Genomic DNA, 16317 nt, shown 5'->3' with positions numbered 1-16317 from the left:
TCCCGTTTTTATGAGTAAAACTATCATTATATCAAATCGACTACCCTTACAGTTACAAATTGATAACAAAACAATTAATGCGACTCCAAGTGTAGGTGGTTTAGCTACCGGAATGAAGTCTGTACACAGAGACAGCAACGGAGTTTGGATAGGCTGGACCGGTCTAACCGAAGAAGAAATACCGGCAAATCTGCTTGATGATGTTATCGAAGCAACTATTAAAGAACAATGTATTCCTGTATCACTTACTAAAGAAGATATAGACGGTTTTTATTACGGCTTCTCCAACCGTACCATCTGGCCGCTATTTCATTATTTTATGGAATATACTGAATTTGAAAAACAAAGCTGGCAGAGTTATGTTACCGTAAATGAAAAATACGCAGAAGTTGTTTTAGACAATATAGAAGAAGGAGATACCGTGTGGGTGCACGATTACCAGTTAATGTTGCTTCCGGCAATGATTAAAAAGAAACGCCCTGATGTGCAAATAGGTTTTTTTCTGCATATACCCTTCCCGTCTTATGAAGTATTTAGAACACTTCCGTGGAGAGAGGAAATTCTAAAAGGTTTATTAGGTTCAGACTTAATAGGCTTTCACACCTATGATTATCAGCGTCATTTTTTAAGTTCGGTGTCCCGTATTTTAAGACATGAAGTAGGGTTTAATGAGATTACTTTAAAAGATCGCATTGTTACCGTAAACTCATTCCCAATGGGTATTGATTATAACAAATTTGCTGAAGCAGCGGCAAAACACGATGCTACTAAAAATCAGTCAGAATTACAACGTAGACTTGATTTGCATATAGATACAACCCCAGACGCTAAAATGATTTTATCTATAGACCGTCTGGATTATAGTAAAGGTATTGCCAATCGTCTTAGAGCTTACGAGTATTTCTTAGAAAAGTACCCCGAGTTTAAAGAGAAAGTTCGTCTTGTAATGCTAGCAGTTCCCTCCCGCTCTAACGTTCCACAATACCAATTACTAAAAAAAGAAATTGACGAACTCGTGGGTCGTATCAACGGAAAATTTGCATCGGTAAGCTGGACGCCTATCTGGTATTTCTATCGTTCAATGCCTTTTGAAAATCTCATTGACTTATATACTACTTGTGAGGTAGCACTGTTAACGCCTATACGTGATGGTATGAATCTGGTTGCTAAAGAATATATTGCAACCCGCACAAATCAAACCGGTGTGCTTATTTTGAGTGAAATGGCAGGTGCTGCACAAGAAATGAGTGAAGCTTTGATTATTAACCCTAATAATTTTGAAGAAATAGCAGATGCTTTAAAGCAGGCTATAGAAATGCCCGAAGCAGAACAGGTAAAACGCAATAAATTTTTACAAAAAAGACTGAAACGTTACAATGTAGAAAAATGGGCAGATGATTTTATGACAATCCTTAACGACACAAAACATAAATCTGATATTGTGAAAGCTATACGTATGACTGAAAATCAAGAAAATGAAATGCTTGCTGCTTATAAAGATTCTGAGAAGCGCATCCTATTTTTAGATTATGACGGCACCTTGAGAGCTTTTGTAAACAATCCCGAAGATGCAAGCCCTGATGATGATCTACTCGAATTAGTAAATACCATTCAAGCTAAACCCAATACAGAAGTGGTAATCATTAGCGGCCGGGATCGCCACACCTTAGGAACCTGGTGGCAGGATATCCCAATTACGCTAATTGCTGAGCACGGCGTCTGGAAGAGACCTACAGGAGGCGAATGGGCAGTAACAGAGAATCTAAAAAACGATTGGATGGATACAGTGCGACCTATTTTAGAAAAGTTTGTAGACCGTACTGCAGGTACATTTATTGAAGAAAAAAACTACAGTCTGGCCTGGCATTATCGCAATGCAGATCCTGATTTAGGTGAAATTAGAGCAAGTGAGCTTTCTTCAGTTTTAAAAGAACTTTCTGCTAATAATGATTTGGGAGTTTTAGACGGAAACAAAGTTCTTGAAATTAAAAACAGTACCATTCATAAAGGAAAAGCGGTGACAAAGCATATTTTTGAAAAAGACTATACCTTTCAGTTTGCAATAGGTGATGACTGGACAGATGAGTATATGTTTCAGGATTTGCCCAACGAGGCCTACACTATAAAGGTAGGTTTACAAAAAACGGCTGCAAAATATTATGTAGATGATACCGATCGTGTACGTGATTTATTAAAGAAATTTGCTGCTCAAGACTAAAAAAAAGTAAAATATAATCATGAAAATCGCTTACACTTTTGCATTCCTTTTGTGTTTTGGGTCTTTATTAGCCCAAAATAATGTTCCATCAGAAACAGATTTACGCATCTACGGAATCATTGACGCAGTCTCTGCTACTAATATTGAAAAAGATGTGCGTGCGCTCGCAGATTTTGGCACACGTAACACGTTTAGCGATACTCTTAGTGACACGCGCGGTATAGGTGCTGCCCGGAGATATATTAAAGCAGAATTTGAGAAAACCTCTAAAAACTGCAACTCGTGTCTTGAGGTTTTTTACCAGAAAGATTTAGTTACTCCAGAAATGGGAAATCGCATTCCTAAAGAAACCTATGTTGTAAATGTGGTTGCCATTCAGCGCGGAACAAAATATCCCAATCGTTATGTTATAATGAGTGGCGATATCGATTCGCGCGCTAGCAATACGATGGACTTTGAGACAGACGCTCCCGGAGCTAATGACAATGCCAGCGGTATGGCCGGCACTTTAGAAGCAGCACGTGTTCTCTCTAAATATAAGTTTGAGAACAGCATAATTTATGTAGGACTTTCTGGTGAAGAACAGGGCCTATTTGGTGGGAAAGGTCTTGCTGATTATGCAAAAAGTAAAGGCTGGGATATCATCGGAATCTTAAATAATGACATGATTGGTAACATTGAAGGTGTTGACGGTGTAATTAGCAATCGAGATTTTAGAATTTTTTCAGAGCCCGTTCCCGCTAATGAAACTGAAAAACAACGCAATGCTCGCAGATTTTATGGCGGTGAAGTTGATGGTATTTCACGCCAGTTAGCACGTTATATTCATAAAAATGTATCTGATTATATGCCCGAAATGAACCCGATGATGATCTATCGTTTAGATCGTTTTGGTAGAGGTGGTCACCACAGGCCTTTTAATGATTTAGGCTTCGCCGGAATACGTATTATGGAAGCTCACGAAAATTACACACAACAACATCAAGATATTCGTATCGAAGACGGTATTGAATATGGGGATACAGTAGAACACGTAAACTTTCCTTATGCAGCAAAGCTTACCGCAGTTAACGCGATAAATTTAGCAAGTCTTGCCTGGGCTCCTCCATCGCCGAAAACTGTTGAAATAGGCGGCATTGTTGAGGCCGATGTAAAACTTAAATGGTCTAAAGTTGATGGTGCTGCAGGCTATAAAATCTATTGGAGAGACACTACCTCACCTACCTGGGATCATAGCAGGTTTGTAGGTGATGTTTCTGAAGCAACATTAAATGGTATTGTAATAGATAATTCATTCTTTGGTGTGGCTGCCGTTGGTGCAAATGGTCACGAAAGTCTGGTTGTTTTTCCTAATGCGATACTCCGATAGAAATCTTTAAATAGATAAGTACTTTTACTTTTGAGAATGCTTTTAAAAATGGCTAATTCAAAAATTAATAAAGTCTTGCTTATAAATAATTAGATGCTCATTTTATATTTCAAATCAAAAAACGCTACGCTCTTGTTTAAAACCTTTAGTATTAAAAATTTAATGTCAGCGCTGTTAATAATCTTACTTTTTAGCAGTTGCGCAGAGGCTCAGGCAATACAAAATAAATATACTCGTGCAGACACGCTGCGAGGAAGTATAACTCCAGAACGCGAATGGTGGGATGTAACTCATTATGATTTAGCCGTATCTATTGAACCTGATAAAGAATTTATTTCCGGAGTAAATACAGTCAGTTATGAGGTATTAAAACCTAATCAGACACTTCAAATTGATCTGCAAAAACCTATGAAGTTAATACGCGCGGCTCAAGATGGTAAGACCTTATCTTTTACCAATGAAGGTGCTGCTCATTTTATAACGCTATTAAAAAAACAAAAGAAAGGTGCAAAAAACACATTAGAACTTACTTTTGAAGGTATTCCTGTTGTTGGAGCCAGACTTCCATGGGATGGCGGCTGGACCTGGCAAGAAGATGCCAACGGAAAAACTTTTGCAGCCAATGCAAATCAAGGGATTGGACCCTCTATTTGGTGGCCCAATAAAGATATTCCGTATGATGAGGTTAGTGGTTTAGACTTGCACTTAACCGTACCAAAGGGACTTATGGCTATCGGCAATGGTAAACTAGTTGATTCTACATCTACTAATGAAACTACAACTTATAACTGGACGGTTAAGAACCCTATAAATAGTTATGCAGTAAGTGCAGACGTAGCTGACTATGCCCATTTTTCTGAAACATATACTGGCGAAAAAGGTGTATTAGATTTAAACTATTATGTATTAAAAGAAAATCTAGAAAAGGCAAAAAAGCAATTTAAACAGGTGCCTATGATGCTCAAAGCTTTTGAGCATTGGTTTGGTCCTTATCCTTTCTACGAGGATGGCTACAAGTTGGTTGAAGTGCCCTATTTAGGTATGGAGCATCAAAGTAATGTAACCTACGGAAACCGCTATGAGAATGGCTATTTAGGTCGCGATCTTTCCGGGTCTGGATGGGGACTAAAATTTGATTTTATAATTATCCACGAGTCTGGTCACGAGTGGTTTGCAAACAACATAACTAATAAGGATGTAGCAGATATGTGGGTTCACGAAGGGTTTACTGCGTACTCAGAAAATCTATATGTTGATTATTATTTTGGAAAGGAAGCTTCTGCAGAATATGTAATAGGTACTCGTTTTGCAATTAGCAATGACCGCCCTATTATAGGAACATATGGGGTAGATCAGGAAGGTAGCGGTGATATGTATTATAAAGGCGCTAATATCTTGCACACGTTACGTCAACTCATTGAAGATAACGAAAAATGGCGCCAAATTTTGAGAGGATTAAATACCGAATTCTATCACCAGACGGTTACCTCTGCTCAGGTTGAAAATTATATAAGTAAAGAAAGTGGGATTAATCTAACCCAATTTTGGGATCAGTATTTACGCACTATATTAATTCCTGAATTACAATATAAAATCAAAGAAAACACACTAGAATTTAGATATGTTGATATCGTTGAAGGTTTTGATATGCCGGTTCAGGTTAACGTAAATGGTATAGAAAAATGGATTACTCCAACTGCAGAATGGCAATCTGAATCATTTGAAAAAACTATTACCGATTTTAAAGTAGATCCTGATTTTTATATTGAATCAAGAGAAACAAAATAACATGTCTTATCTACCGCTACTTTATTTCAAAAATGCTGAAGCATGGCGAGCGTGGTTACATTTAAATCACGATTCTAGCTCAGGAGTAGAATTAATTTTCTATAAAGTAGCCTGTGAAGAAGAAAGTATGCGATGGGAAGAGGCAGTAAAAGTTGCGATCTGTTACGGATGGATTGACAGCACGGTACGCAAACTGGATGATAAAAGACGTAAGCAGTATTTCTGCAAACGTAAGCCAAAAAGCGTCTGGAGTGCCGTTAACAAAGGCTATGTAGAAGAACTATATAAAGATGATTTAATTCATCCAAGCGGACATAAGGCTATAATAACTGCAAAAGATAATGGTTCGTGGACAGCTCTTGACAATGTAGAAGAAGGCATTATACCTGAAGATCTACAGGTTGCATTCACTAATAATCCAGAAGCTTTTGACAATTATCAAAATTTCGCAAAGGGATATCAAAAAAGTTATCTCTACTGGCTTAATCAGGCTAAACGTCAGGATACTCGACACAAACGCATAAACGAAATTATTAATTTATGCTTCAACAATAAAAAGCAACGATCTTAATATTTAGGTTATAAAAAAGCCCAGTACAAATGTATTGGGCTTTTTTACATTTAAGTTCATTCAAAATTACTTCACTGAAAATTTAAATGAAGTTTGGCTTTTATAGGTTTCTCCCGGTTTTAATACAGTGCTAGGAAACTCAGGTTGATTAGGTGAATCCGGGTAATGCTGAGTTTCTAAGCAAAATCCGCTTCGGTAGGCATATGTACTTGTGCCACCTTTTTGAGTTAGCGTACCATCTAAGAAATTACCGGTATAAAATTGTATTGCAGGCTCTGTAGTTTCCACTTCAAGAAAACGTCCACTTTCAGAATCGTAGGCAGTTGCTGCAAGTCGCATTTGACCGTCTTCCCCATTTAGTATCCAACAATGATCGTAACCTTTACCTTTTGCTAACTGATCATTCTCAGCATCAATATCAGTTTTAATAAGTTTTGGTGTATTAAAATCAAATGGTGTCCCTTCTACTGTAGCTAATTCACCTGTTGGAATAAGCGTCTCATCTACTGGAAGGTATTGATCTGCATTAAGCATCACTTCGGTATCTAATATTGTTTTATTAAAATCTCCAGAAAGATTAAAATAAGTGTGTTGTGTTAAATTAACCACCGTAGTTTTGTCTGTTTGTGCCTCGTAATCTATTAATAATGTGTTATCTGAAAGCAATGTATACGTAACAGTTGTCTGCAAATTACCGGGATACCCCTGATCACCGTCTTTACTCAAATAGGTGAGCTTTAAGCCTACAGTATCGCCATCTTTTACTTCTTCTGCAGTCCAGATCACTTTATCAAAACCCGCTCCACCGTGTAAACTATTAGGACCATCGTTTGTAGGTAACTGATATTCTGTACCATCAAGACTAAATTTTCCTTTTGCAATTCGGTTTCCATAACGGCCTATAATAGCTCCAAAAAATGGCGGATTGCCGCTCGTATATTGAGCTAAATTATCAAAGCCTAAAACCACATCTTGAAAGGTGCTGTCTTTACCAGGTGCTTTTAAACTTGTTATAATGCCACCATAGGTAATGATGTCAACCTCCATTCCATTTACGTTAACTAGCTTGTATTTATCTACAGTGATACTGTCTAATTTGCCAAAGTCAGTTTTAGTAATAGAAGCTTTGGGCATTTCGGCAACAACTGCCGTTTCTTCTTTCTTAGTATTATTTTTACAATTTACCAGCGAAAGTGTCATTGCCAGCACAACAGGACCGACTAAAAAATTTTTATATATTTTCATAATTCTAATAGTTTAGAAACTTACATCCCGTGTTGAAACAGGTGGTAATAAGCCTCGTTAGCGTTAATGGTATCTTTAAACTCGCGTACACGTGTGCGTTCGTCAATCACTAAAAGCTCAATACCGGCAATATCAGCAAAATCTTCCATAAATTCTGTTGTCACTGCCTGGCTGTACACGGTGTGGTGCGCTCCCCCGGCAAGAATCCAGCTGGTGGCTGCAATATCAAGATTGGGTTTGCAATCCCAAAGCACACGAGCTACGGGTAGATGCGGCAAATCTGCTTCCGGTTTAACAGCTTCAACTTCGTTTACAATTAATCTAAAGCGATTCCCCATATCTACTAATGATGCATTTATTGCAGGACCTTCAGGAGAATTGAAAACAAGACGCGCAGGATCTTCTTTACCGCCTATTCCTAGAGGATGCACCTCACAACTAGCTTTACCATCTGCAATTGACGGACAAATCTCAAGCATATGTGAACCTAAAACGTAAGAACCTTGTGGTGTAAAGTGGTACGTGTAATCTTCCATAAATGAAGTTCCACCTTCTAGTCCTATAGCCATAACTTTCATTGCACGGGTTAGTGCTGCTGTTTTCCAGTCTCCTTCTCCACCAAAACCATAACCGTCTGCCATTAAACGTTGTGTGGCAATACCCGGCAATTGCTTCAGTTCTCCCAGATTTTCAAATGTATCTGTAAAAGCTCCAAAACCTCCTTCTTCTAAAAAGGCACGTAGTCCCAGTTCAATTTTAGCAGCTTCTACTAATGACTCGCGTTGTTCTCCTCCTTCTTTAATTGTTTCGGCTAAATTATATTCCGTTTCATATGTCTTAAGCAATGCATCCAAATCCTCTTGTTTGATCTCGTTGATTTTAGCCACGATATCTGAAGAATCAAAACCATTTACGGTAAAACCAAAACGCATTTGCGCTTCTACTTTGTCTCCTTCGGTTACTGCAACTTCCCGCATGTTGTCTCCAATACGAGCCACTTTTAAGTTCTGAAATTCATTCCATCCTAATGCTACACGGGTAAAAATACCAAGCTTTGCCTGAACACGTTTATCTTCCCAGTGACCTACAACCACTTTGCGTTTTTTACGCATACGTGACATTATAAAACCAAATTCACGATCCCCATGTGCAGACTGGTTTAGGTTCATAAAATCCATATCAATTTCTCCCCACGGAATAGCAGCATTAAATTGCGTGTGCAGGTGGCAAATGGGTTTTTTAAGCAGGCTTAAGCCTTTAATCCACATTTTTGCAGGTGAAAAGGTATGCATCCACAAAATAAGCCCGATGCAGTTTTTACTTCCGTTTGCTTCAAGACATAAGTCTGTAATCTCATTCGGCGTCTTAACGAGGTCCTTATAAATGATTTTAACCGGTATTGCAGCAGAAGCACTTAGACCTTGTGCAATCTCCTGAGAATGTGCTGCTACTTGTTTAAGTGTTTCTTCGCCGTATAAGTGTTGCGTTCCTGTCACAAACCAAACTTCGTATTGATCAATATTATAATTCATGTAATGCTTCTTCTGTTATTAAATAAAATCGTTATGAGAAATAAATGTAAATGCTAACCACAGCAAGACAAATAAATATCCCAGCTGGTTTCAAATGTTTCCAAGGAGTGATATCTACCTGGCGTGTATATTCTTCTTGATATTCGGTTTCTCTAGGGTAGAACTTACTCACTCCAAATAGTATGGCTAATACGAGAACAAAAATAATTCCCATAATATGTAAGAAACTCGGGAAGGCTTCAGCAGCAATTAAGCTCAATTGATCTGCATCTGTAATACCTGCTAGTTCTGCATCAGAAACTGCAGCTCCTGTGATGATAGGTTTAATCACATAAAGGGTAACTAAATAGGTTACCACTGCAAATACAATGGCAATGTTTGCAGATTTTCCTGAAACCCGTTTAGAGAAAATACCCACTAATATAATTGCTAAAATAGGTACACTAAATGAGCCGTTAAGTTCTTGAAGGTAATTAAAAATTCCTCCTTCTACTCCATAAAGTAACGGCGCAATAGCCATTGAGAAAATAGCTAGAAACACACCAAAGGTCTTACCGGCACGCACAACTTGTTTTTCTGAAGCATTACTGTTAAAATATTGCTTGTATAAATCAAGACCAAATAAGGTAACAGAACTGTTTAATGCCGAGTTAAACGAACTTAAAATCGCTCCAAACAAAACAGCCGCAAAAAACCCTACAAAAGCTGTAGGCAATACTGCTTTAACAAGCATAGGATATGCCTCATCTGCGTTTTCTAAATCACCGTTAAAGTATTGAAACGCAATAATCCCCGGAAGTACAACGATAATAGGACCTAATATTTTAACAAAGGCAGCAAGACAAAGACCCTTTTGACCTTCAGCTAGATTTTTTGCTCCTAAAGCACGCTGTATAATGGCCTGGTTTGTTCCCCAATAATAAAAATTTACAATCAACATTCCGGTAAATAAAGTTGTCCACGGCACAGAAGAATTAGGTCCTCCCAGGATTTCAAATTTTTCGGGAAGGTTTGTAGTAAGTACACTCATACCATTTATGATACTGCCGTCTCCGATGGCCATCAAACCAAAAATAGGAATGAGCAATCCACCTATTATAAGCCCCACGGCGTTTATAGAATCTGAAACGGCTACAGCTTTAAGACCCCCAAAAATCGCATAAATACTCCCTATTAAACCTATAATCCAGACCGTAACCCACAATGCACTTTCTGGAGTTAACCCCATACGCTCTGGGATATCAAACATCGTATTAATCGCTAACGCTCCAGAATATAATACTGTTGGCAACATAGAGATGGCATACGCCATCAAGAATAAAATAGATACAATGGTCTTGGTTAGTTTTCCGTAGCGCGTCTCTAAAAACTGCGGAATGGTAGATATACCTCCTTTTAAATACTTCGGAAGCAAAACAAATGCCGTGAAAACCATTGCGATTGCAGCAATTACCTCATAAGCTGCAATTAAAATCCCCTCGCTAAAACCTACTCCGTTTGTACCTATAATTTGCTCGGTAGAAAGGTTAGTAAGTAATAAAGAACCTGCAATTACGGGTCCTGTTAGACTTCGACCGCCTAAGAAATAACCATCAGAGGTAGTTTCATCTGTTTTCCGCGAAGCGAAATACGCAATAACCGCTACTAATAGTGTAAACGCGGCAAAAGTAATTAGTCCCATAAATAAATTTGTAAATGATTAATTATAAAATTTTTAGCAACCCTGACCGTAATACGCATCCTTACCATGTTTACGCTCGTAGTGTTTTTTAATAAGTGAATCTTTCAGCCTTGGAGCATTGGGGTTTATTTGAAGTGTTAATTGCGCCATACGCGCTATTTCTTCGAGCACTTTACTGTTATAAACCGCTTTTGCAGCTGTCTCTCCCCAGGCAAACGGACCATGATTCCCTAAAAGAACCATATTCACCTCCTCGTAATCAAGACCTTTATTTTTAAAACAATCTAATATTTGAATACCGGTATTGTGCTCGTAATTCCCCGCAATTAAATCATCATGCATAGGTGGTGCACACGGGATATCTGCTGTTAAATGGTCTGCATGTGTTGTTCCAAAAACAGGAATATCTAGCTGTGCCTGAGCCCAGGCAACAGAATAGGTAGCGTGGGTATGCGCAATACCACCTACTTTTTCCCAATGCTTATACAAATAAGCATGAGTTTTTGTATCTGAAGAAGGTCTCTTCTCCCCTTCTACTATCGCATTATCGTAATCAACGATAACGATGTCTTGAGGTTTTAAAAGTTCGTAAGGAACTCCGCTGGGCTTAATGGCAAATACTGCATTTTTACGATCTACTGCACTAACATTTCCGAAGGTATAAATAACCAGACCTAAAGCATCTAGCTCCATATTTGCTTCGTAGCATTCTTCTTTTAAGGATTTATACATGCTGTTCTTTCTTCTTTTTAGGTTTAGTTATCTCTTTTTCTACAAAGGCACTCAGCGTTTCATAACGCTCCATCAAATTAGCAAAAGATTCTAAATGCTCGGATTGCGGGTGGTATTCTGCCTCGTAATCGCTTCCCAATTTCTGACTGGCTTCTATTACATTAGCATAAATACCTGCTGCAACTGCTGCGTAAACTGCTGCTCCTAAAGCCGGCGCCTGATCTGAAGCTGCAACCTTAATGGGCACATTTAAGGTGTTAGCAAGCGACTGCATTATAAATTTAGATTTTCGGGCAACTCCACCTATACCTACAACAGTTTTGATCTCTATACCTTCATCGGCAAAGCGGTCCATTATTTTTTTAGAACCAAAACAAATCGCATTTACAAGCGCTTTAAATAAATGTGGTGCTCTGGTTCCCATATTTAAATTAGTCATTGCAGCTTCTAATTCCTGGTTTGCATCAGGAGTCCTGCGGCCATTAATCCAGTCTAAGGCTACCGGGATTGCTTCCTCATCAGGAATAGCTTCTGCGGCATCAGATAATTTTCTGATAAAGTCAGATTCTATTTCGGCTTTTAGTTTTTCTTTTTGTTCTTCGGAAAGTATGCTCGATTGCATCACTAAATTTTCGATTGGCCAGCTCAATACGTCTTTAAACCAAGCTAACAAATCTCCAAAAGCAGACTGACCGGCTTCCAAACCTACAAACCCTGGGATTACAGAACCATCTACCTGACCGCAAATACCTCTAACGGTTTTGTTTGCAGTAACTTCTGGAGAAGAAACGCTGATGTCACAGGTAGAAGTTCCCATCACACGTACCAGCGTATGCTCTTCTACCTTTGCTCCCACTGCTCCTGCGTGTGCATCAAAAGTACCTACAGCAATCACCGTATCTGTTGTCAAACCTAATTTTGCTGCCCAGGCTGCACTAAGTGTACCGGCAACCTCATCTGAAGTATAGGTTTTTGTATAAAGTCGGTCTCTTAAATTTGCCAAATATGGATCTAATTGTCCTAAAAATTCTTCCGGTGGAAGTCCGCCCCAGCTCTCGTGCCACATTGCTTTGTGACCTGCAGCACAGCGGCTGCGCTTAAAATCTGCTAAAGAAGTATTTTCTAAAAGCGTAAAGGTCATCCAATCGCAATGTTCCATCCAGGAATATGCAGCTTGCTTTACCGACTCATCCTCACGCGCAACGTGTAAAATTTTTGCCCAAAACCATTCTGAAGAATAAATACCACCTTCATATTTAGTAAAATCTTCACCACCCCAAGTGCGTGCTAAATGGTTAATTTCATTCGCTTCAGCAATAGATGTATGGTCTTTCCACAACACCATCATCGCATTGGGATTATCCTCAAAACCTGCAGTAAGTGATAAAGGAATACCTTCTTTAGTTACCGGAATAGGTGAAGAACCGGTAGTATCTATGCAAATTCCTTTTACAGCATCTGCAGAAACTCCACTTCTAGAAACCACCGCTTTAATAGTATTTTCAAGACCTTCTAAATGATCTAAAGGATGTTGGCGAAATCGATTTTCTGAAGGTTTACAAAAAAGACCTTCTTTCCAACGTTTGTAATAGCTGACTTCGGTCTCTATCTCAGCTCCTGTTGCTGCATCTATTAAAACCGCTCTTACAGAATCTGAGCCATAATCTAGCCCGATAACATATTCTTTCATAAACTTAAATCTAACTATCTAACAAATCTACTATAAAGAATTTTAAAAATGTATATATGACACTTAACTTTTTTAGATTTTTTTAAGAACTTATAAGGACCTATAAAAAAAATTATTCATCAAACTGTAAGGATATTTATGCTTTTTAAGGAGTATTTTTAATTAAACGCACTTCATAAATACCAGCTGTTTTATGAGGGGATATTGCCTCAAAACGAACGTTTATAACCTTCCCCGTCTTTAAAACTGTATCTGGAATTTTGTAATTTACATCTACAAATCTATCCCCTTCTTTACCATTTAAAACTGAGGTAGTGAGCAATTCTCCATTAACTAAAATATTAAATTCCCGATCGTCATCATTACCATAATAAGTTATGCGTAAGGATTTTGCCTCTAAATCCTTATTCTCTAAATCATAAGCAAACCAGCCTTCAGCATCGCGCCAATGCTTATTTTTATGAACTCCGGTATTTGATCGCTCAAATTGAATATGATGATCTGACTCAGATTGCTGCTCGCCAGGGATTATGTAATCTACCGTAATTTCACGCAAATGAGCTTCTATTTTTTGTTGCTCTTCTAATTCTTGCTGTATAGCTTTTAAACCTTGAGGGGTTTCTTGTTTAAAATAAATTGAATACCGTTTCTCGTGTATTTGATAAAATGGCTGAAGGGTAAGGTTTTTAAATTTTTCAGGATAAAATAAACCCCCGGTTTTAAATTCTAGAGGTTTACCTGCAATCGGTTTTAACTGATCTAGAATTGAACTTCCAGATTCTAAAACAAACATAGGAGCTTCGGTTAGTGGTAAAAAAGGCCCATCTGCTATATGACCACCTCTGCTGTCATCTGCAAACATACCCTGCTGATTATCATCACCGGTAATCGCTGCAAGTACTATAGGGCCATATTTTACCGAAAGATAACCCGATTGATCCGGAATTTCTTCCAAACTTAAATGCATAGGCAATTCCATTTTAATAATATCTCCATCTTTCCAGTTTCGCTGTAGCGGAATATAAGTTCCCGGAGTTGCAGCTATCTGCTGAACTTTTCCGTTTACATAAACTTTTAACCCCCCATTTTTCACCCAATTAGGATACCGAAGCATCAGCGTTGCTCGTTTTTCATTTCGGCTTTGCCAAATTATTTGCGTGCTCGCTTCTTCAGGAAAATTTGTTTTTTGAATCAGTTTCACGCTTTCCTCTTCCCAATCTACTTCTGAGGGAATAAATAGATTTACATAAAGTGAATCTTTCTTTTTAGCATATATAAGTTCGTTATACTTGGTGTGATTTTCCATTCCAGATCCTACACAGCACCAGAAGCTGGTTTCGGGTTGCGAATAGACGCGATATTGCCCGGGACGCATAGGCGTAAAATAAACAAAACCTCCGTCGGGATTTTGAGACGACAAAATGTGGTTATACAACCCACGCTCATAAAACTCAATATAGTTGACCTCTGCAGAATCTTCATACAGCAATTTGCTTAGCTTAAGCATATTATACGTATTGCACGTCTCAGGACCTTGCTCGCTGCTCAACACCTCAGAAAAATCTGTTATGGGGTTAAAATGCTCGCGAACGCTATTTCCACCAATACTTACTGAACGCTTTTGCGTTACATTATTATAAAAATTTGATGCTGCATCGTGAAAGTGTTTAGCTCCACTTAACTGACTGATGCGTTCAAAACCAATAAATTTTGGAATCTGTGTATTTGCGTGCATTCCTGTAAGAACATCTTTATTCTCCGCCATCGGATTTAACAAAGCGTTTTGCGAGAAATCCTGTGCTAATTTTAAATACTTTTCATCTTTAGTTATGTCGTAAACCTCAGCGAAAACTTCGTTGAGTCCACCATGTTCAGACCGTAACATATCTTGTATTTGAGTCTCATTTAAATCTTGGGTAATATCAATAAACCAATTTGTCAACGTGATCAACATCGTTTTTGCCAGCGGAATTTCTGCATGAACCCAGGCATCTTTTAATCCCGCAAATGTCTTATGAATGTTGTAAAGCGGCACCCATTTCTCATTAAGGCTAAAGCTTCCTGCATTAATTTTTCCGTCTTTAATTTCAGTCCAAAGCGCAACGCTACCAGGAACTCCACCTATGTAGCCATTTCCATTTGCTTTCTGAACCTTACTTAATTCAAACAAAGTATAATCAAGAAGTTCTTTAGCCTTTGTATCACCTGTTGAGGCATAATACATAGACAATGCCGAAATATAATGACCAGCGGTGTGCCCGTCAAGCCCCGTATTTTCCCAATTTGTATAGGATTCTGCTTTGGATTCTAAACCTGCTTCCCGTAAAAAAGGAGCTAAAAGTCGGTCTGGATTAAGCTGCTGAATATATTTAAAATCGGTAAGTGCTGCTTCTTTAAAAACACCTGTAGTTACCGAAACCTGATTCAGCGGGAATAACTCAACAGACTGCTGCGCCCATAAAGAAGACATACTTAGAACCAGTATAAATGCGAAATATTTTTTCATATTAATCAAGTACGTTATCTTTTAGAGCTGGCCACCCTTCAACATCCCATTCTAATTCTGAAACTTTAAGTTTTGGAGAACCGTTGTCATTAGCATCATAGGCGTGAAAAATGATATAATCTTTCTCATCAAACGTATACGTGCTGTTGTGACCGGCACCGTACCAGTTTTCATTTCCTTCAATTATAACAGTTCCTTCACCTTCATTTAGCGATTTTCCAATCTTATCAAAATAAGGCCCTGTGACCTTTTTAGAACGTCCTACTACCACTTTATAGGTGCTCTTCTCTCCACGGCAACATAAATCCCAGGATAAAAATTGATAATACCAATCTCCCTTTTTAAATATAAAGGGCGCTTCTAAAAAGGCATCACCGGGATCTGCATCTGCTAAATCAAAAGAGCGTTCCCTACGTGCAATAGTATGCCACTCTTGCGGCTGTGCAATTGCTTTTAAGTCTTCGGAAAGCTTTACCAGCTTGAGTCCGCCCCAAAACGACCCAAAAGCCAGCCAGGGTTTGTTATTCTCATCAAATACCAGATTAGGATCTATGGCATTCCACAAATCACGGTTGGGAATCGATTGAATAATGATACCCTGATCTACCCATTTATAATCAGGATCTTTTGAATCTAAAGTAGTATTAATAGTTAAACCAATTGCAGATGTATTTTTCGCAAATGCTGAAACCGAATAATACAGATAGTATTTACCCTTATGAAACGTTATATCTGGAGCCCAAATGTGATTGTTGAAATTTGCTGCTACCCCATCTGCCCAAATTGGTTCTTCAGTAAAAACCTGTGGCTCATTTTTCCAGCTCTTCAAATCTGGTGAACTAAATACCGAAATACCCCTTCCAGTACAAAAAATATAATAAGTATCCCCTTGTTTTATTGCTACGGGGTCATGAACGCGAATTTCTTGTGAAAACACAGTCGTTGCGATAAAAAGCATTACTCCTGAAAAAACTGCCTTCATAGT

The 16317-nt window shown here is 38.4% G+C and carries 11 protein-coding genes; 4 read left to right on the top strand and 7 right to left on the bottom strand.

Going from position 1 to position 16317, the window contains the following annotated elements:
- Window positions 1-10: 10 nt before the first annotated feature.
- The 4 genes from ACIGAM_RS03965 to ACIGAM_RS03950 all read left to right on the top strand — a co-directional run bounded on the left by ACIGAM_RS03965 (window position 11) and on the right by ACIGAM_RS03950 (window position 5946).
- Window positions 11-2218 carry a bifunctional alpha,alpha-trehalose-phosphate synthase (UDP-forming)/trehalose-phosphatase gene (locus tag ACIGAM_RS03965; protein ID WP_028375845.1) on the top strand — a complete coding sequence of 736 codons (2208 nt, stop codon included), beginning with the start codon at window positions 11-13 and terminating at the stop codon, window positions 2216-2218.
- Window positions 2219-2237: 19 nt separating this feature from the next.
- Window positions 2238-3587, top strand: coding sequence for a M28 family peptidase (locus ACIGAM_RS03960; RefSeq protein ID WP_396510171.1), 1350 nt, complete (start codon window positions 2238-2240; stop codon window positions 3585-3587).
- 162 nt (window positions 3588-3749) lie between these two features.
- Window positions 3750-5375, top strand: a complete 1626-nt coding sequence (locus ACIGAM_RS03955) for a M1 family metallopeptidase (protein WP_396510170.1) — start codon at window positions 3750-3752, stop codon at window positions 5373-5375.
- A gap of 1 nt (window position 5376) precedes the next feature.
- Window positions 5377-5946 carry a YdeI family protein gene (locus tag ACIGAM_RS03950; RefSeq protein WP_396510169.1) on the top strand — a complete coding sequence of 190 codons (570 nt, stop codon included), beginning with the start codon at window positions 5377-5379 and terminating at the stop codon, window positions 5944-5946.
- Window positions 5947-6012: 66 nt separating this feature from the next.
- Here ACIGAM_RS03950 and ACIGAM_RS03945 read toward each other — a convergent pair whose 3' ends face one another.
- The 7 genes from ACIGAM_RS03945 to ACIGAM_RS03915 form a co-directional block, all read right to left on the bottom strand.
- Complete coding sequence (locus ACIGAM_RS03945; RefSeq protein WP_396510168.1) at window positions 6013-7191, bottom strand: aldose epimerase family protein; 1179 nt, start codon at window positions 7189-7191, stop codon at window positions 6013-6015.
- Window positions 7192-7211: 20 nt separating this feature from the next.
- Window positions 7212-8723, bottom strand: coding sequence for an L-arabinose isomerase (gene araA, locus ACIGAM_RS03940; RefSeq protein WP_396510167.1), 1512 nt, complete (start codon window positions 8721-8723; stop codon window positions 7212-7214).
- A gap of 31 nt (window positions 8724-8754) precedes the next feature.
- Complete coding sequence (locus ACIGAM_RS03935; RefSeq protein WP_396510166.1) at window positions 8755-10404, bottom strand: solute:sodium symporter family transporter; 1650 nt, start codon at window positions 10402-10404, stop codon at window positions 8755-8757.
- A gap of 33 nt (window positions 10405-10437) precedes the next feature.
- The gene (locus ACIGAM_RS03930; protein WP_396510165.1) at window positions 10438-11136 is read right to left on the bottom strand and encodes an L-ribulose-5-phosphate 4-epimerase; all 699 of its coding nucleotides are present in this window, start codon (window positions 11134-11136) and stop codon (window positions 10438-10440) included.
- Window positions 11129-12826: a ribulokinase gene (locus ACIGAM_RS03925; protein ID WP_396510164.1), complete on the bottom strand. Its 1698-nt coding sequence runs from the start codon at window positions 12824-12826 to the stop codon at window positions 11129-11131. The genes ACIGAM_RS03930 and ACIGAM_RS03925 overlap by 8 nt, the downstream gene beginning before the upstream one ends.
- Before the next feature lie 145 nt (window positions 12827-12971).
- Complete coding sequence (locus tag ACIGAM_RS03920; protein WP_396510163.1) at window positions 12972-15332, bottom strand: beta-L-arabinofuranosidase domain-containing protein; 2361 nt, start codon at window positions 15330-15332, stop codon at window positions 12972-12974.
- Between the two features lies 1 nt (window position 15333).
- Complete coding sequence (locus ACIGAM_RS03915; protein WP_396510162.1) at window positions 15334-16314, bottom strand: arabinan endo-1,5-alpha-L-arabinosidase; 981 nt, start codon at window positions 16312-16314, stop codon at window positions 15334-15336.
- Window positions 16315-16317 lie beyond the last annotated feature (3 nt).

The sequence above is a fragment of the Leeuwenhoekiella sp. NPDC079379 genome (assembly GCF_044542075.1).
Classification (GTDB): domain Bacteria; phylum Bacteroidota; class Bacteroidia; order Flavobacteriales; family Flavobacteriaceae; genus Leeuwenhoekiella.
This window is presented reverse-complemented; position numbering and strand designations above follow the sequence as displayed.